Below are 18,086 nucleotides of genomic sequence, written 5' to 3'. Positions count from 1 at the left end.
CACCCGGCGTGGCGACCGGGGGAGCCGCTTGTGTCAGAACGCCTCCGGCAAAAGCGCATCGGGCAGGTTCTGGTAGCAAACCGGACGCAGGAACCGCCGGATGGACAGGGTGCCCACCGATGTGGCCCCGAAGTTGGTAGAGGCCGGGTATGGCCCGCCATGGACCATCGTGTCGGAGACCTCGACACCCGTCGGAAAGCCGTTGACCAGGATGCGACCCGCCTTGCGCTCGATCAGCGGCATCAGGGTCTGCGCCGCACCAGTGTCGCCCTCGTCCATATGCAGCGTGCAGGTCAACTGGCCCTGGATCGCACGGGCGATATCGGCCATTTGATCCAGGCTTTCCGCCTCGACAATGATGCCCAGGGGACCAAAGACCTCTTCCTGCAGATCGTGATTGGCCAGCCAATCTTGGGCTGAGATTTTAAAGAGGTACGGTTTCGCCTCGCGCCCGTCAGAGGCGGTGCCCAGCAGCTCCGTCGCGCCGTCTGCAACCCGCGCCACGCCCTGCCGGTACGCATCGGCGATCCCATCGGTCAGCATCGTCTGGGCCCCCGCCTCTTTCAATGCGGTTTCCGCTGCAGCGACAAAGGCCTCAGCCCCCGGCAGCACGACGGCAATGCCTGGGTTGGTACAGAACTGCCCTGCCCCCATGGTCAGAGAACCCGCCCAGCCGGTACCGATCTCATCGCCCCGCACCTTGGTGGCCTCGGGCAACAGAAACATCGGGTTAACGGACCCAAGCTCGCCAAAGAACGGGATCGGTTCCGGTCGCGCAGCGCAGAGATCAAACAGCGCACGCCCCCCCGCCAGCGAGCCTGTGAAGCCCACGGCACGGATCAACGGATGCTGCACCAGCGCGGTGCCCACGTCGCGTTTGCCCCCTTGGATCAGGCTGAAAGTGCCCGCGGGCATGCCGGTTTTCTGGATTGCCGCGTGAATGGCCTCGGCCACGATCTCGCCCGTACCGGGATGGGCCGAATGCCCCTTAACGACAACCGGGCATCCCGCCGCGAGGGCCGCCGCCGTATCCCCGCCCGCCGTCGAAAAGGCCAGCGGGAAGTTGGATGCCCCAAATACGGCGACCGGCCCGATGGGGCGCTGCACCATCTTCAGATCCGGGCGCGGCAGCGGCGCGCGGTCAGGCAAAGCGGCATCGTGGCGACGGTCCAGATAATCCCCCTGCAGGATATGATCCGCAAACAGGCGCAGCTGCCCGGTGGTGCGCCCGCGCTCCCCCTGAAGCCGCGCCTCAGGCAGGCCGGTTTCCTGCGCGCCAATCTCGGTGATGGCATCGCCGCGCGCGTCGATCTCGTCGGCAATCGCGTTCAGAAAGGCCGCGCGGGTTGCGCGGGCGGTGGTGCCAAATGTCTCAAAGGCAGTTTCTGCTGCTGCGCAGGCGCGCTCTACCATTTCGGTCGTGCCGATGCAAAAGGTATGGGCGGCACCATGGGCCGGATCAGAAGGGAAGGTCTGGTCGGTTGTGACCCACTCTCCGCCAATCAGATGTTTTCCGTGCGGTTCATAGCTCATCTTGGGGTATCCCGTTGTCCAATATGTATCTCCGGCGGCGTCATACCGCCGCGTTCCTTGCGCTTTCAGCCATGCGCAAAAGCAATTCAAAAGCCTGTCGGGTCGCGCTCGCATTGGCGATGCCCTTGCCCGCAATGTCGAAGGCCGTGCCATGGGCGGGGGTTGCTACCAGGATCGGCAGGCCACCCGCCACGGTCACGCCCCGGTCGAACCCCATCAGCTTGATCGCGATCTGCCCCTGGTCGTGATACATGGTGACAACCGCGTCTACCTCGCCCCGCTTGGCCTTGAGGAAAACAGTGTCCGACGGCCAGGGACCCGTCACATTCATCTGCTTGTCCTGGCAGGCCTTGACGGCGGGTTCGATCACGTCGATCTCCTCGCGCCCGAACTTGCCGTTGTCACCCGCATGCGGGTTCAGCGCCGCGACCGCCACATGGGGCCGTGTCTTGCCGGAGCGGGCCAGCGTGTCATGAGCCAACGCGACCGCACGCATAATGCCCGGGCCGTCGATGTTCGCAGCCACGTCTTTCAGCCCGATGTGACTGGTGACGCGGGTGGTCATCAGCTCATCAAGCACGTTAATTTCCGAATGATACCCGTCGAAGCCCAGATAACGCGCCATATAACGATGCTCATCCTCGGCATTCAGCCCGGCGGAGGTCATTGCGGCCTTGTTGAAGGGCGCAAAGAGCACGCCATCCACACGGCCCGCCTGCGCCAGGTCAAGCGCCTTGTCCAGACAGCGCAGCGACGTGGTGCCGCCAGCGACAGTTACCTCAGCGACTTTCACGTCACCGGACGCGATGGTCGCAAGGTCCAGGTGCGCCAGACCTTTGAATGCGGCAACGTCTGCTTCTTCAACCGTGTTCAGCGGCACCTCGACCCCGGCCTGCTCGGCGCCGCGCTGCCACAGATGCGCGTCACCAACCAGCAGGATATCGGCAGCGGCGCGCACGCCGTTTTCCTGCAAGAGCTTCGCGATCAGTTCTGGCCCGATGCCGGAGGGATCACCGGGGACAATGGCAAGTCTGGGACGCATCAATCGGTCTCCTTGGCGGTTTCAATCTCGGCAATTGCGGCGGCGATGTTGGTCTCCGCCGTGCGCAGGTGGTTCTTCAGCGCCTTGCGCGCAGCAGTGGCGTCGCGGGCGGTTAGCGCTTCGACAATCTCGAGGTGTTCGTTCCGGGTCGCATCGCGGCTGGCCACCCGTTGCGAGGACAAAAACCGCACCCGCCACAGACGTGCATTGTAGGTCGCATGGGTTTCGGCCAGAGCCTCATTACCGGAGGCGGCGACAATGGCCTCGTGGAACCGCATATCCATGCGGAACGCCTCCAATTGCCCGTCCGTGTCCCGCGCCTCTTTGATCGAGGTGTTGATCTCCGCGATCCTGGCCAGCTGCGCGTCGGTCGCCTCTACGCAGGCCAGTTCACCCGCCAGCGCCTCCAGCGCCCCCTGCACTCGCAGCCAGTCGTTAATTTCATCCAGCGACGGGTCGGCCACGCGGGGGCGACGGGTGGGGCCGTAAACGATCAGCCCTTCGGCTTCGAGAATGCGCAGGGCCTCTTTCAAGGGTGTGCGACTGATGCCAAAGGCCTCGGCCAGGTCCCGTTCCCGCACCGGCATTCCCGGCGCCAGCCTGCCCAGCATGATGAATTCGCGCAGGTTGTCTGCGGCCTCCATCGCCAGAGACTGCCGTGGTTTCAGCTCAACAAATTCGCGCAGTTCGTTTGTCCAGGCGCTCTCACTCATCTTATCTTCCCCATCTTAGGACCAGTGGCTCCAGAGGCCGCAGAAGTTCAATCAACCGGGAGCGGATCGCCGGGTGAAGGGGCGGGATCGGGTGACGGCAGAACTCGGACTTGATCACCCCACCCTCGACCATCGCGGCCTTGCAGGATTGCCAGCCACATTGCCGGTTTTCATGGTTGATGGCCATGGCGACCCGGCCGTAAGCCTCGGTCGCACCCGCCACATCGCCCGCATGGTGTCTGGTGATCACCGGCTTGATCTGGTCAACGATCATGCCGCTGGTCATGGAGCCGGTGGCCCCCGCATCGAGATCGGCCAGCAACGTGATCGCTTCCTCGCCGTCAAACGGCGCTTCGATGGCCTCCCCACCCTGCTCGATCAGCGCGCGTATCTTGTTGGCGGCGCGGGGGCATTCGATCTTGAAGAGCTTCACCGCCTCAATCTCACGCGCCATCCGCACCAGCAGCGGCACCGGCAGATCAACACCCGACAGCGGCGCATCCTGTACCATGATCGGGATGCCCACCTCGCCCACGGCGGCGAACTGCTCGAAGCTCTGCTCAGGTGTACCTTTCAGCAGCGCGCCGTGATAGGGCGGCATCATCATCACGATGTCGGCGCCAAGGTCCTTGGCGAACTGCGCGCGCTCCACGGCAATCTGAGTCGCGTAGTGGCTGATCGTGACAATCACCGGCACCCGACCTGCGATATGTTCGACACTCAACCGCGCGAGGGTCTCGCGCTCAGCGTCCGAGATCAGGAATTGCTCGGAAAAATTGGCCAGCACGCAGATGCCATCGGCCCCCTGATCAACCAGGCAATCGAGCACCCGTTTCATGCCCTCAAGGTCAAGCGTGCCATCGTCGTTGAAAGGCGTGGGGGCGACGGGCCATATGCCGGTGTATTTGCTCATTCTGTGATCTCGAAATGCTTGAGGTGTTTGTCGGTGATAGAGATACCCAGGCCCGGCGTCTCATCATCGAGCTGCAGATAGCCATCCACCGCCTCTGCGTCGCCGTCGAAGATGTAGTAGAACAGCTCATTGCCCACCTCGACGTCGAAGACCGGGAAATATTCGCTGATCGGGCAGTTGGTATTGGCCATGGTCAGGTGATAGTTGTGCATCTGCCCCGCATGCGGGATCACCGGGATCTGCGCGGCCTCGGCAATGGCGTTGATCTTTTGTGCAGCCGTAATGCCGCCGACGCGGTTGGTGTCGTATTGCAGAATGCTGACGGCCTTTTTCTGGATCAGGTCATTGCACCCCATCACGCTGAACTCATGCTCGCCGCCCGAAATTGGCACGATGCCCATAGCGTTCAGCTCGGCATAGCCCGCTACATCATCCGCGATCACCGGTTCCTCCAACCAGCGGGGTTCAAACTTGGCCAGCTTGGGCAGCATCCGCTTGGTGTAATCAAGGTTCCAGCCCATGTAGCATTCGAGCATCAGATCGACGTCATAGCCCAGCACCTCGCGCAGCGCTTCGACACGCTTGAGATTCTCACGCATCCCCTGCATGCCGTCCTTGGGGCCAAAGCCAAAACGCGATTTATAGGCCTGATAGCCATGCTTTTGCGCTTCTGCCGCCTCGGCCTGCATCGTCGGAATATCTGCCGCATAAAGTTTGGAGTAGTAGACCGGGATTTTCTCTTTGGTGCGCCCGCCCAGCAGCTTGAACACCGGCTTGCCCACCAGCTTGCCCATCAGATCCCAGATCGCAATGTCGATGGCCGAGATCGCCGTCATGCCGATGCCCTTGCGGCCCCAGGCATGGGTGCGGCGGTACATCTTTTCCCAGATGTAGGCATAATCGAACGGGTCTTCACCGATCACCAGCGGCGCGTACCAGTCATCAATCGCCTGTTTGACCACCGTGGGGGCAAGGGCGGCGTTGCCGATGCCGATGGTGCCATCCTCAGCCTCCACCTCGCAGGTCAGCCATTGGTGAAACCGGAAGGACGCCATCGCATCGCCCTTCATCCACAGCGCATCGGAGGCATTGGTGCAGAAGTTCCCCTGGGGCGGAACGGTCGGGCCGGTCCAGTTCCAGACGCGGGTGCGGATAGATTTGATCTTGGTCATGAGTTACTCTCCGGTGGAAACCATGGGGTCACGCTGGTTGAACAGCCGGCGCCAGAACAGCGGCCCGAACAGCGCGAGAATGGTGAGCACAAAAAACAGAAGCGTAAGGGGGCGGGTGAACATGAGCCACCACTGATCGTCGAGCATGATCTGCGATTGACCCAGGCGTTTTTCGAGCATGCCGCCCAGTATCAGCCCGATGGCCAGTGGCACCACCGAATAGCCGAAACGGCGCATGAAGTAGCCGATCACGCCAGCGCCGATGGCGATGTAGACGTCCAGCATCGACTGATCCAGCGCATAGGCCCCCACAATCGAAAAGGTGAACACGATGGGCCAGAGGATTTGCACCGGTACAAAGGTGACGCGGGCAAAAATCTTGGCCCCGAACAGTCCCACGAAAATGAACATGACATTGACCAAGAGCATCGACCAGAAGATCGCATAGGCGAATTCGGCCTGTTCAGTGAACATGGTGGGCCCCGGTTGCAACCCATGCACCATCAGCCCCGCCAGAATAACCGCCGCTGTCGGGCTGCCGGGGATGCCAAGCGCCAGCGTCGGGACCATGGCCCCGCCCGTAGCGGAGTTGTTCGCAGCCTCGGACCCGGCGATGCCTTCGACAGACCCCTTGCCGAACTCTTCCGGCGTTTTGGACCAGCGGCGTGCCTCGTTGTAGCCGATCATTGAGGCGACCGTGGCCCCTTCCGCAGGCAGGATGCCGATAAAGGTGCCAATGCCGGAGCTGCGCAGGATGGTCTTCCACACCCGCGCATAGTCCGCGCGCGATGGCAGTTTGATGGTTTTCATAAACACCTGCCGCCGCTCAACGCTCAAGCGTTCAGCCTGGACCAGAAGCTCGGAGATGCCAAAGATGCCGATCATCACCGGCACAAACCCAATCCCCTCCGAGAGTTCATTGAACCCGAAGGTGAAGCGTTCGACCGTGGTCAGAAGGTCCTTGCCAACGGTTGCGAGCAGTATACCGAAGGCACCCGCGATGATGTTTTTCAAGGGCGTACCGTCCCCGATGGTGGCCAACATCGAAATGCCAAAGACCGTGAGTGCGAAGTATTCCGGTGGCGCGAAATTATAGGCCATACGAGCCATCAAGGGTGCTGCCAGCATCAGGCAGATGACCGAAATGATCCCCCCAATCGTGGAGGAAATCGTGGCCATGCCCAGGGCGCGCCCAGCCTCGCCCCGCTGTGCCAGTGGATACCCATCCAGACAGGTCGTGGCGCTGGCCGAGGTTCCGGGCGTGTTGATCAGGATCGCCGTAATCGCGCCCGCAAAGGTGGCCGCACAGTATATCGTCGTCAGGATCGCAATCGCCGGGATCGGGTCCATTGTGATGGTAAAGGGCAGTAGCAGCGCCGCGCCCGTGGTGGCATTCAGCCCCGGCAGCGCACCGATGATCACCCCGCCCAAGGTTGCTGCGAACAGCAGCACCAGCAGGTTCGGATCCATCAGCGCAACAAGGCCAGCAATCAACGGTTCCATTAGTGTCACCCGTACCAAAGACTGGTGAGCAGACCGCGCGGAAAGCGGATGCTGAACACCTGATCAAAGAGCAAAAAGATCAAAGCCGGGCTGAGGACAGCCACCAGTGCAAGGCCCCAAGCCCGCCGTTCGCCCCAGACCCAGGCCAGCGCGCCCGCAAAGACGCCGAGGCCGAGAAAAAGATCGACCTGCGCCGCCAGAACGAAGACGACAAACAGCCCCAGGCTGATCCACACAGTCGGCGGGATCGGATCATGCACGATGGGCTTGTCAAAGATCACAACCATCACAGCCAAGGCCATGATCAGCAGCATCACCATCTGCGGGAAGTCCGCAGGCTGCATGCCGCGCAACAGGATGGGGGGCACCCGGTCGAATTGCGTGCTGAGCCAATAGGCCAGCAGGCAAAAGACGATTATGCCGCACGGAACCGCGTAACGCGTCATCTTGTCGTCCCCAAACAGGTTAAAGAAGCATAGGTGGGGTCAGCCCTCTCGAAGGGGCCGACCCCGGGGAGATGGGCTTTATTCGATAAAGCCCAATTCACGCAGTGCGGCATCCATGTCCGACTGCATTGAGGTCAGCTGATTGCCCCAGACGTCAGCACCTGCCACCGAACTTGCATCCAGCCCCACCGAGGTCAGGAAGCCCTGGTAGACGGTGTGTCCCATGGCGTTCAGCAGCGCCTCTTCGATCTTGGCGGCCACATCATCGGGCGTGTCTTTATGCACAACAAAGCCGCGCACGGTGGAGAAATTGGCATCAATGCCCAGCTCCTGCGCAGTGGACACATCCGGCAACCCGCTCATCCGCTCCGGAGCAAGCACTACGATCGGACAGATATCGCCCGCGTCGATCTGCGATCCGGCTTCGGCCAGGTTCAGAACCGCCACATCAACCGCGCCCGCCACCAATTGCGTGGCCAGTTCGCCGCCGCCCTCAAAGGGCACGATCTTGGGCGTCGCCAGCTCGCCACGGCGCGCAAACATAAAGGCCGATACATCATCGATACCGCCCAGATGCGTGGTGCCATAGGTCAGCGGCGCGTCTTTCTGCGCCGCAACGAAGGCCTCGGCGTTCTCATAGACACCACAACGGGTCATCAGGATCTGCGGATCATCGGTGCCGCGCGCAATGGGCCGCACATCTTCCAGCGTCATATCGGTCTTGCCCAAGGCAACTGTGGCCGAGTGACCGATGGTGAAGGTTAAAATGCTGTGCCCGTCAGCCTCTTGGGTCAGGTAATAATCCATCGCAGAGGCCCCGCCGCCACCGCGCTTGTTGACCACAACCATGTCGGTTCCCAACTCGCGCCGCGCACGGATCATCATCATGCGCGTGGTCACATCGGTGCCGCCGCCGTTACCGGCATGGGTGATGACCTCGATGGTTTTGGATGGGTAGTCTTCAGCAACAAGGTCACCGCCAACTGTGGCAGCCACCGCAGCAATGGCGAACATTATCTTCATTGGTTTTCCTCCCTTGACGGTGCGCAGTTACCGCACCCCGATTCTTGTAAACCAGTATTTGATATTTTGGAATACCAAATACTAAAATTAATGCGAAGCCTGATGTGGGTATGTGTAATCGAAATGGAAGCTATATGTGGGAGACCGCAAAGCGTCATGAAGGACGTGTTCAAGGTGGCCTTGTTGTCTGGGATGAGACAGGCAGAAATCGTGACATTGTGGGTCGAAGAGATTGAGGAGAATGGTTATCAACTCAGCTTCAATTTACAGCAAGGTAAGAACACCTCAGCGGCCCGTAGAGTGCCCGTTCATAGTTCCCCTGTGTCGATGGTCCGAGAGAGAGAGTGAAAGGTAAGACAGGTCAAAACCTCCTATTCCACAAACTAGCGAGCATGGGAAATGCTTCTGACACATATGGAAAGCGTTTCAAACGGTGGGGGGAAGCGCTAGGCGTCGCTGATGATCAGGCCGACACACACCGTTCTTAGGCACCTACGTCAGGTAACTTATCCAGTAGCTTATGGCACAGGCAGTCGACTGTAATCTTTCTGCTTCCCTCATTTTCGGCTTTGACGTGTTTCATAAGTTTGTTGGATAAGTTCGATGCAGCCGTGGCCAACTTCTTTTTCACTTCGATCAGTTCTTCACCAATTACCGCAGCGAATTCCTTAGCAGAGCGCCCAAGAGGTGCTACTCTCTGCTTTTGTTAAACCTCTCAAGGGAAGCATCACACAATAGTTGTTCTCTTATCTTTTTGCATTGCTTTCGAGGTGCCCAGTGAATGCGCCCGAAGTTGTCCGTAAAGCCAAATCGAACCAGTCTTGCTTCATCAAACCATCGCCGAGAGCGAGGGAAGTGGGCGTAGAAAGTCTCATCCAACTTGATGGTCTTAGGAAGCCCACCGCTAAATGGCCCTTCTGAGGTCCCACTATATGGCCAGTTGCTAGATGGGTTCAGCATTGCATAGGTGCGGGGCTTTCTAAGTCCCAGCCAGCGCCGCCGAGGACGTGCAACAGTGTTGTCCAAGGTTACTTCACCGGGACCATGGTCTATCACGCTCAAGCAAATGCTTTCCGGGTTGTGGTCCCATCCTTCGCCAAAAGCAATTCTGTTTGAGATGCCAACCCTTAGCCGGGCTTTCGGATAGATAAACTTGGACCAAACATTCCAAATAAAACCAGCAATGGAAAGAGCTAGCGATGCCAAGGAGATAGTAATTGCCCAATCAGCGGTGGTCACTTTTCACAATCCCGAGCCTTTGAAAGCGTATTGTTCTTGGTATTCGTTCTTCCATCGCTACTGTGGACTAATCCTAACGAGCTTTCCATTGGTCAATAGCGCCGGTCAATTGCGGTCAATGACTTGATATAAAGTATTGAAATAATTCAATAATTTAATGATGGCGGAGGAGGTGGGATTCGAACCCACGGTACGCTTTCACGCACGCCGGTTTTCAAGACCGGTGCATTCGACCACTCTGCCACTCCTCCGGTCTGACCGTCCTAGTTGCCCGCAAATGATTCTGAAACCACAAAAAACGCCACAATACCTCTGGGGAATGTCGCCGATTTGATCCGGAAGATCTTCCCAGGCCGCGTCAGCCGGGGTAGAGTATCGGCAAAGACCCGCTGCATGCGGGCGAAAAAGACGCCGGACAACCGGATAACAGGCAAGGACAGATACATGAGCGGCGACATCATCCACCATCGTTCTCCAGCTTTTCGACTTTTTGCGGGGCTGTTCGCCTTGAGCGTTCTGGCCGCTTGCGACGACGCGGGCTCTTTCAATCTCGGCGAGGTGTTCAAGCCAAAGCCCACGGATGAAGCCGAAGCTCCCGTTGCCGCCCAGAGCGGCACCGTGACCGAGCGCGACGTCGAAGCGCCGGAAGTGTTTTCCGCAAAGGAACCTGGCCTCTGGGACGGGCGGCCTTCGCTGGGCGGTGTTTGGGTGGCGCATCCGGACGTGACCGAACCGGAGCGGGTGATCATCCGCAACCAGACCAATGGGCAGTTCGTCGTTGGCGCGCTCTTCCGACGCGAACGCGATATTCCCGGGCCGAGACTGCAGATGTCCTCTGACGCGGCGGAAGCCCTAGGCGTGCTTGCCGGGGCACCGGTGGAGCTCGACGTGACAGCCTTGCGCAAAGAGGTGGTGACGCCGGAGCCCACAGCACCCGCTGAGGAAACTGTCGCAGCCACGGACGACATCACCGAAACCGTGCTTGACCCGATTGCAGCCGCAGGCGCCGCGATTGACGCCGCAGAGCCAACCGCTGCTGAAACCGCGGCGGCCCCTGCCCCGGCGGCGGCCACACCGGTGATCCAGTCCAGCTTGCCGAAATCCACCTTGAAGAAGCCTTTCGTTCAAATCGGTATATTCAGCCAGGAGGCAAATGCCGAGCGCGCGGCGAAACAAATGCGTGGCGCGGGATTGATTCCGACCGTCAAGGAGCAAGAGGCGGGCGGTAAACCCTTCTGGCGTGTGATCGTTGGCCCAGCCACCACGTCCGATGAGCAGAAAACACTGCTTGCCACCATCAAGGGCGAGGGCTTCTCGGACGCCTACGCCGTGACCAATTAATCTACTCAGGAGCGTGTCGCTATGATCCGTCTTGCCGCAGCCCTTCTGGCTTTGATCGCCTCCACCACCATGAGCCTGGCCTTTGATACCAAGGCGCAGACCGCCTTTGTCCTTGATCAGACAACCGGCACCGTCCTGTTGAACAAGGATGGCGAAACACCGATGCCGCCGGCGTCGATGTCCAAGCTGATGACGCTCTACATGGCGTTTGAGGCCATTCGGCGTGGCAAATCCGACGGCGGGCTCGATCTGAATGAAGAACTGCCGGTCTCCGAACACGCGCAGTCCTATGGTGGCTCCAGCATGTTCCTGAGGTCGGGTGAAACCGTCACCGTCGAGGACCTCATCCGCGGCATCATCGTGCTTTCGGGCAACGATGCCTGCGTGGTCATCGCTGAGGCGCTGTCGCCGGATGGCACGGAATACGGGTTTGCACGCCTGATGACACAGCGCGCACAACAACTGGGTATGACCAACTCGACCTTCACCAATTCGAACGGCTGGCCGCAGCCCGGGCATCTGATGTCGATGCGCGATCTGGCCACCCTGTCGGATCGCCTGATCACGGATTTCCCGGAGTTCTACCCGCTCTTTGCAGAAACCGAATTTGAATTCGACAACCGGGTGCCCAGCAACCGTTTGAACCGCAACCCGCTGCTGACCATGGGCATTGGGGCCGATGGCCTGAAGACGGGTCACACGCAGGAGGCGGGTTATGGGCTGACCGGGTCGGCAAAACAGGGCGACCGGCGAGTGATCTTTGTGATTTCCGGAATGGACACCGTGGCCGAACGCGCTCAGGAATCCCAGGCCATCGTGAACTGGGCCTTCCGTCAATTTGCCATGCGCCCTCTGGCGAAAGAAGGGCAGCAATTTGCGCAAGCGGATGTGTGGATGGGCAGCGAGGCCTCCGTCGGTCTGGTGGCCGCAGAGGACATCAGCATTCTGATGCCAGCGCTGGCAGGCAATGAGATCGAGGGCGAAGTGATCTACACCGGCCCGATCAACGCCCCCATCGCCGCGGGTGATCAGCTGGCCGAGTTTGTATTTACCTTGGAAGGTCTGCCTGAAACGCGCCTGCCGCTGGTGGCGGATCGTGCAATTGAACGCGGTGGTTTTGTCAGCCGCGTCAGCACCGCAGCGCTGGTGCTGTTCACGAAGTTCATTCAGGTACCCGAGGGGGCGACGTGACCGCAGCCGCGCGCGGCACCGGCACCTTTATCACCTTCGAAGGCATAGACGGGTCAGGCAAATCCACTCAGGTCAAGCGACTGGCTGATCATCTGCGTGCAAACGGGCACGAAGTTGTCCTGACCCGCGAACCCGGCGGCTCCCCTGGCGCCGAAGAAATTCGCGCCCTAGTTCTGCAGGGGGACCCTGACAGGTGGTCGGCGGAAACAGAAATCCTGCTCTTTACCGCTGCGCGCCGCGATCACCTTGAACGGACAATTCTGCCCTCGCTGGCTGCAGGAAAGATCGTGATCTGCGACCGTTTTGCTGACAGCACGCGCATGTACCAGGGCCTGTCACGGGGCGATCTGCGGGGAGTTGTCGATCAATTGCACACACTAATGATCGGCCATGAACCCGACTTAACCGTTCTGATCGATATGGACCCAGGCGTCGGCCTCTCGCGCGCCTTGTCGCGACAAACCGTGGACGAGCGATTTGAAGCCTTTGGTGAAGACCTGCAAAAAGCGATGCGACAAGGTTTTCTGGATCTCGCCCGCGAATTCTCTGACCGTTTCCGGGTCATCGACGGCGCGCGAGACATGGACGCGGTCGCGGGCGACATTGCGGATCTTGTAAGCGCAGAGCTGGCATGAGCACGCCCGATCAGATCGAAGGCGCCCCGCATCCGCGCGACAACCCTCAGCTTTTTGGTCAGGACGCTGCACAGCAAGCGTTTCTGGATGCTTTTGGCACCGGGCGTTTGCACCATGCCTGGCTGCTGACCGGCCCGCGCGGCATTGGCAAGGCGACACTGGCCTGGTCCATGGCGCGGTTCCTGCTGGCCACCCCGCCGCTTGACGACGATGGGCTGTTTGGCGCGCCGCCGCCGCCCACCACACTGGCCATTGATCTCGAACACCCGGTCGCGCGGCGGATCGCGGCGGGGGCGGAACCGGGCCTGAAATCCATCACCCGCACCCCGAACCCCACCACCGACAGGATGCGCGATCAGATTGTCGTCGATGACATTCGGTCCCTTGCAGGGTTTTTTCAGCTATCGGCAGCCGATGGCGGGCGTCGCGTCGTCATCGTAGATGCAGCGGACGACATGAACCCGTCAGCGGCGAACGCCCTGCTGAAAATGTTGGAGGAGCCCCCGGACCGCGCCACGCTGCTGCTCATCAGCCATCACCCCTCCGGACTGCTGCCCACCATCCGGTCCCGGTGCCGCACGCTGCGCCTGAATACGCTGCCGCCAGACGATATGGCGCGCGCCTTTGCTCAGGCAGGCATCGATGTGGGCGCGCGGACGGATGCCTTGGCGGAACTGTCAGGCGGATCGGTGGGGGCGGCCATGCGACTGTCCTTGCTGGATGGGTTGAAGACATATGCGGAGCTGGTGGCGCTGATCCAGACCCTGCCGCAGTTTGACCGTGCTGCCGCCTTGAAACTCGCAGAAGCGGCTGCCGCGCGCGGTGCCGAGGTCAAGCGTGACCTGCTTTTTGAACTCATCGACCTGCTGTTGTCGCGCCTTGCCCGCCGGGGCGCGTCCGGCACCGGATCAACCATTGAAGCCGCCCCGAATGAGGCGGCAATTCTCGCGCGCCTGGCACCTGATCAAACCGCGGGCCGTGCCTGGGCACAGGTCGCGCAGGAAACCGGCGCACGCGCGCGACATGGCCGCGCGGTGAACCTTGACCCTGCCGCTCTGGTCCTAGATACCCTGATCAAGATAAGTCAAACCGCCAGAGGGTAGATGCCGATCTGGTGCCAGCACGACCGGACCGGCATGACCGACAAACTTCAGATCACAGACAGCCATTGTCACCTCGACTTTCCGGATTTCGATGGCCAGCACGCGGAAATCGTTGCCCGCGCTGTGGATGCTGGCGTGTCCCGCATGGTGACGATCTGCACAAAGCTGAAAAATGAACCCGCCGTGCGCGCAATCGCCGAAGCCCACGCGCCGGTTTTCTATGCCGCCGGGACCCACCCGATGAGCGTCGCCAGCGAACCCCAGGCAAGCGTGGACAAACTCATTACCATCGCACAGCATCCCAAACTGGTGGGCATCGGGGAGACCGGCCTCGACTACCATTACACGGCCGACACGGCAGAAATCCAACAGACCTCCCTGCGCGTGCACATCGAGGCCGCGCGAGCCACAGGGTTGCCACTGATCATCCACGCCCGTGATGCCGATGCGGATATGGCACGCATCCTGACAGAAGAATACCGCCAGGGCGCATTCACATGTGTGATGCACTGTTTCTCCTCATCCGCCGATCTGGCGCGCACGGCATTGGATCTGGGGTTTTATCTGTCGATGTCGGGGATCACAGCTTTCCCCAAATCGTCCGAACTGCGCGATATCTTCGCGGCGGCCCCTCTGGACCGTATTTTGGTGGAGACCGACGCGCCCTACCTTGCGCCGCCGCCCTATCGCGGCAAACGCAATGAACCCGCATATGTAACCCACACGGCGCAGCGCGGAGCTGACACCATGGGCATCAGCTATGGTGCGTTTGCGGCGCACACGCAGGCCAATTTTGACCGCCTGTTCTCCAAGGCAGCAAATTACCAGGCCCCCGCTTGATGGCTGAGCTGCGCGCGACCATTCTGGGCTGCGGATCCTCAGGCGGCGTGCCGCGCTTGGGCGGACACTGGGGCGACTGCGACCCCGACAATCCCAAGAACAGACGCCAGCGATGCTCGCTTCTGGTTGAACGCGAGGACGACAATGGCACCACAACAGTTCTGATTGACACCTCGCCAGACGTACGCAACCAGCTGCTCACCGCCGATGTGGGGCGGCTTGACGCGGTGATCTACACACACAGCCATGCCGACCATGTGCACGGCATCGATGATCTGCGGATGATCGTCTTCAACATGCGCGCGCGCCTGCCAGTCTGGGCCGATCCACCCACCCGCGACGCGCTGATGCAACGGTTTGATTACGCCTTCGTGCAGGCCGAGGGGTCTGCCTATCCCCCCATCCTCAACATGAACCTCATTGAGGGCGATGTCACCATTGACGGCGCAGGCGGGACGATCCGCTTCTCTCCCTTTGAGGTCGCGCATGGGGGCATGAATGCCCTCGGCTTTCGGATCGGCGATCTGGCCTATCTGCCGGACGTCGCACAGATCCCGGAAAACGTATGGCCGATTCTTGCAAACCTGGACTGCTGGATCGTGGACGCCCTGCGCCGCGATCCCCATCCAACCCATGCGCATCTCGCCCGCACGCTGGAATGGATTGACCGCGTTCAACCAAAAAGCGCTGTCCTGACCAACATGCACATCGACCTCGACTACGACACCTTGCAGGCCGAAACACCCCCCCACATTCGACCGGCCTACGATGGGCTGACCCTGACGTTTCCCGCTCCCTGAATTTCTTCTGGCACAAAATATCCCCGCCGGAGGCTCCCGCCCGGGCCACAGGCGCAAAGGCACCCAATGCAAACCCTGCTCGATGTCATCCTTCCCGTGTTTCTTGTCATCGGCTTCGGCTATGTTTCCGTCTGGCGCAAGCTCTTCCCGGTTGCGGGCATCGACGGCGTCATGGGCTTCACCCAGAACTTCGCCATCCCGTGCCTGCTGTTTCAGGCCATCGCCAAGCTTGATCTCGACAGCTCCTTCGATCCGGCCCTGCTCAGCAGCTTTTACGCCGGTGCCAGCATCTGTTTTTTCACCGGCATGTTCGGGGCGCGCGCGCTCTTCAAGCGCGATTGGGAGGATTGCGTCGCCATCGGCTTTTGCTGCCTCTTTTCCAACTCCGTGCTGCTAGGCCTGCCGATCACCGAACGGGCCTATGGCGCGGATGCGATGACCGGCAATTTCGCCATCGTCGCGCTGCACTCGCCTTTCTGCTATGGGTTGGGCATCACCGTCATGGAAGTCACCCGCAATCGCGGCCAATCCGCCACCGTGATGGCCCGCGCTGTCGTGCGCGCGATGTTTCGCAACGCACTTGTCCTCGCCATCGGCTTGGGCTTCATCGTGAACCTGTCGGGTCTGGGGATCCCAACGGTTGTGGATGACGCGCTCTCGCTGATTGCCCGCGCCGCCCTGCCCGCCGCCCTTTTTGCGCTCGGCGGGGTTCTCGTGCAATACCGCCCCGAAGGCGACAGCCGCGTCGTCGTCATGATCTGCGGCATCGCGCTGCTGCTGCACCCCGCGCTGGTCTGGCTATTCGGCACCGTGCAAAACCTACCCACCGACGGGTTCCGCTCCGGCGTGCTGACCGCTGCGATGGCACCGGGGTTCAATGCCTATATCTTCGCCAATATGTATGGGCGCGCCAAACGGGTCGCTGCCTCTTCCGTGCTGATGGCCACGGGGATTTCTGTCCTGACGATCTGGGTATGGCTCATCCTGCTGGAGACCGTCTGATCACCCATGCAGGGCAGCCACCGTCTTCAGCGACGAGAACCCATAAAGCGCTTCAAACCCCTTCTCGCGCCCATGTCCCGAGAGGCCGGTCCCGCCAAAAGGCAGCTCCACACCGCCGCCAGCCCCATAGTTGTTCAGGAAGACCTGGCCGACCTTGAGCGCTTTTGCCAACCGCATTTGCCGCGCCCCGTCCGACGTCCAGACCGATGCCACCAGCCCGTAAGGCGTGCCATTCGCGATCGCCAGCGCGTCGGCCTCATCTTTAAACGGAATGATCACCTGCACGGGGCCAAAAATCTCGTCCTGCGCCAGCTTGTGATCGCGGGGTACATTGGCAAACAGCGTCGGAGCCACGTAAGCGCCGCCTGCTGGAAGATCGGGAGGCAATGCCGCCTGTGCCACCACCTCAAGGTCATCCCCGTCGTTCAGAAACCCTTCGACAATCGCTTTTTGCCGGTTGGAGATGAGCGGCCCGACATCCAGATCCGCCATCGCAGGCGCGACGCGCAGCGCGCGGTAACGGGTCGTCATTTCCGCCACGACCCGCTCGTAGATGCCACGCTGCGCCAATATGCGCGAAGACGCCGAACAGGTCTGGCCAGCGTTCTGGATACCAGCTCCTACCAGAAATGGCAGCGCCGCGTCGAGATCGGCATCCTCAAAAACCAGTTGAGGGGATTTGCCCCCAAGCTCAAGCGTCACCGGCACCACGTTCTGAGCGGCGGATTGCTGCACCAGCTTGCCGACGCCGACCGACCCGGTGAAGGAGATGTGATGCACGCCGGGGTGTGACGTCAGTGCGGCCCCGGCCTCGGCCCCCAGACCCGGCACGACATTCAAGGCCCCCGCAGGCAGACCCGCCCGGTGGGCCAGTTCCGCGAAAGCCAGCGCCGTCAGGCAGGCCTCCTCCGCAGGTTTCAAAACCGCGGCATTGCCCATTGCAAGGGCTGCCCCAACGGAGCGGCCAATGATCTGCATCGGGTAATTCCACGGCACGATATGCCCGGTGACCCCATGGGGCTGCCGCAACGTGTAAACCGTATAGCCGTCCAGGTAAGGAATTGTGCTGCCGTGGATTTTATCGGCGGCCCCGGCATAAAACTCCATGTAGCGTGCCAGTGCGACGACATCCGCGCGGGCCTGTTTCAACGGCTTGCCCACATCGCGCGCTTCCAGTTCAGCAAGCGCATCGATGTGCTCCAGCACCAATTGCCCGATCCGGTAGAGAACACGGCCCCGCTCGACCGCCGTGGTCGTTCCCCAGTCCCCCGCCATTGCCGCTGTGGCAGCCTCAACCGCCTGGTCAATGTCTTCTGCGCCCCCGCGCGCAATCTGGCATAGCACCTCGCCGGTTGAAGGATCGCCCAGCGCGAGTGTCTGACCCGATGCGCTCGCCCGCCACTGCCCACCGATAAAACATCCCGACGGGTCCACCCCTAACGGTCGCACTGTCATCCTCAAGCCCCCTTTTGATGGCACGCGTGGATCAGGTCACCCGAACCCACAAAGGTCAAGCCGGTTGTCTGACGCTGCTGGCATCATGCGGCAAAGCTGCGCGGGCGCGCTTCTCATCTGGACCACCCCCGTGGG

The 18,086-nt window shown here is 61.0% G+C and carries 16 protein-coding genes and 1 tRNA gene; 7 read left to right on the top strand and 10 right to left on the bottom strand.

What is annotated here, in order from left to right:
• Window positions 1-33: 33 nt before the first annotated feature.
• From Q1A20_RS09855 to Q1A20_RS09815, 9 genes are all read right to left on the bottom strand, one after another.
• Window positions 34-1,533: an aldehyde dehydrogenase (NADP(+)) gene (locus Q1A20_RS09855; RefSeq protein WP_299916851.1), complete on the bottom strand. Its 1,500-nt coding sequence runs from the start codon at window positions 1,531-1,533 to the stop codon at window positions 34-36.
• A gap of 40 nt (window positions 1,534-1,573) precedes the next feature.
• Window positions 1,574-2,575, bottom strand: coding sequence for a 4-hydroxythreonine-4-phosphate dehydrogenase PdxA (locus tag Q1A20_RS09850; RefSeq protein WP_299916850.1), 1,002 nt, complete (start codon window positions 2,573-2,575; stop codon window positions 1,574-1,576).
• Window positions 2,575-3,288: a GntR family transcriptional regulator gene (locus Q1A20_RS09845; RefSeq protein WP_299500384.1), complete on the bottom strand. Its 714-nt coding sequence runs from the start codon at window positions 3,286-3,288 to the stop codon at window positions 2,575-2,577. The genes Q1A20_RS09850 and Q1A20_RS09845 overlap by 1 nt, the downstream gene beginning before the upstream one ends.
• Window position 3,289: 1 nt before the next feature.
• On the bottom strand, window positions 3,290-4,201 hold the full coding sequence (locus tag Q1A20_RS09840; protein ID WP_299916849.1) for a dihydrodipicolinate synthase family protein: 912 nt from the start codon (window positions 4,199-4,201) through the stop codon (window positions 3,290-3,292).
• A complete protein-coding gene (locus Q1A20_RS09835; RefSeq protein WP_299407021.1) occupies window positions 4,198-5,373 on the bottom strand; it encodes an L-rhamnonate dehydratase in 1,176 nt (391 codons plus the stop codon). Before Q1A20_RS09835 ends, Q1A20_RS09840 begins: the two co-directional genes overlap by 4 nt.
• A 3-nt stretch (window positions 5,374-5,376) precedes the next feature.
• On the bottom strand, window positions 5,377-6,876 hold the full coding sequence (locus Q1A20_RS09830; RefSeq protein ID WP_299407018.1) for a tripartite tricarboxylate transporter permease: 1,500 nt from the start codon (window positions 6,874-6,876) through the stop codon (window positions 5,377-5,379).
• 5 nt (window positions 6,877-6,881) lie between these two features.
• Window positions 6,882-7,322: a tripartite tricarboxylate transporter TctB family protein gene (locus Q1A20_RS09825; protein ID WP_299407016.1), complete on the bottom strand. Its 441-nt coding sequence runs from the start codon at window positions 7,320-7,322 to the stop codon at window positions 6,882-6,884.
• Window positions 7,323-7,400: 78 nt separating this feature from the next.
• Window positions 7,401-8,345 (bottom strand): tripartite tricarboxylate transporter substrate binding protein, encoded by a 945-nt coding sequence (locus tag Q1A20_RS09820; protein ID WP_299407013.1) that lies wholly within the window; start codon window positions 8,343-8,345, stop codon window positions 7,401-7,403.
• Between the two features lie 1,400 nt (window positions 8,346-9,745).
• Window positions 9,746-9,835, bottom strand: a tRNA-Ser gene (locus Q1A20_RS09815).
• 193 nt (window positions 9,836-10,028) lie between these two features.
• Here Q1A20_RS09815 and Q1A20_RS09810 point away from each other — a divergent pair.
• The 7 genes from Q1A20_RS09810 (at window position 10,029) to Q1A20_RS09780 (ending at window position 16,496) form a co-directional block, all read left to right on the top strand.
• The gene (locus Q1A20_RS09810) at window positions 10,029-10,925 is read left to right on the top strand and encodes an SPOR domain-containing protein (RefSeq protein ID WP_299407008.1); all 897 of its coding nucleotides are present in this window, start codon (window positions 10,029-10,031) and stop codon (window positions 10,923-10,925) included.
• A gap of 21 nt (window positions 10,926-10,946) precedes the next feature.
• The gene (locus Q1A20_RS09805) at window positions 10,947-12,116 is read left to right on the top strand and encodes a D-alanyl-D-alanine carboxypeptidase family protein (RefSeq protein WP_299916848.1); all 1,170 of its coding nucleotides are present in this window, start codon (window positions 10,947-10,949) and stop codon (window positions 12,114-12,116) included.
• Window positions 12,113-12,751: a dTMP kinase gene (tmk, locus tag Q1A20_RS09800; protein WP_299916847.1), complete on the top strand. Its 639-nt coding sequence runs from the start codon at window positions 12,113-12,115 to the stop codon at window positions 12,749-12,751. Before Q1A20_RS09805 ends, tmk begins: the two co-directional genes overlap by 4 nt.
• On the top strand, window positions 12,748-13,854 hold the full coding sequence (locus tag Q1A20_RS09795; RefSeq protein WP_299916846.1) for a DNA polymerase III subunit delta': 1,107 nt from the start codon (window positions 12,748-12,750) through the stop codon (window positions 13,852-13,854). Before tmk ends, Q1A20_RS09795 begins: the two co-directional genes overlap by 4 nt.
• Before the next feature lie 33 nt (window positions 13,855-13,887).
• Window positions 13,888-14,694, top strand: coding sequence for a TatD family hydrolase (locus Q1A20_RS09790; RefSeq protein WP_299916968.1), 807 nt, complete (start codon window positions 13,888-13,890; stop codon window positions 14,692-14,694).
• The gene (locus Q1A20_RS09785; protein ID WP_299916845.1) at window positions 14,694-15,494 is read left to right on the top strand and encodes an MBL fold metallo-hydrolase; all 801 of its coding nucleotides are present in this window, start codon (window positions 14,694-14,696) and stop codon (window positions 15,492-15,494) included. Before Q1A20_RS09790 ends, Q1A20_RS09785 begins: the two co-directional genes overlap by 1 nt.
• A gap of 66 nt (window positions 15,495-15,560) precedes the next feature.
• Window positions 15,561-16,496 (top strand): AEC family transporter, encoded by a 936-nt coding sequence (locus Q1A20_RS09780; RefSeq protein ID WP_298972887.1) that lies wholly within the window; start codon window positions 15,561-15,563, stop codon window positions 16,494-16,496.
• Here Q1A20_RS09780 and Q1A20_RS09775 read toward each other — a convergent pair whose 3' ends face one another.
• Entirely contained in the window at window positions 16,497-17,951 is a 1,455-nt protein-coding gene (locus Q1A20_RS09775) for an aldehyde dehydrogenase family protein (protein ID WP_299406991.1), read from the bottom strand.
• Between the last annotated feature and the right edge of the window lie 135 nt (window positions 17,952-18,086).

This window comes from uncultured Roseobacter sp., assembly GCF_947501835.1.
In the GTDB taxonomy this organism is placed as follows: domain Bacteria; phylum Pseudomonadota; class Alphaproteobacteria; order Rhodobacterales; family Rhodobacteraceae; genus Roseobacter.
This window is presented reverse-complemented; position numbering and strand designations above follow the sequence as displayed.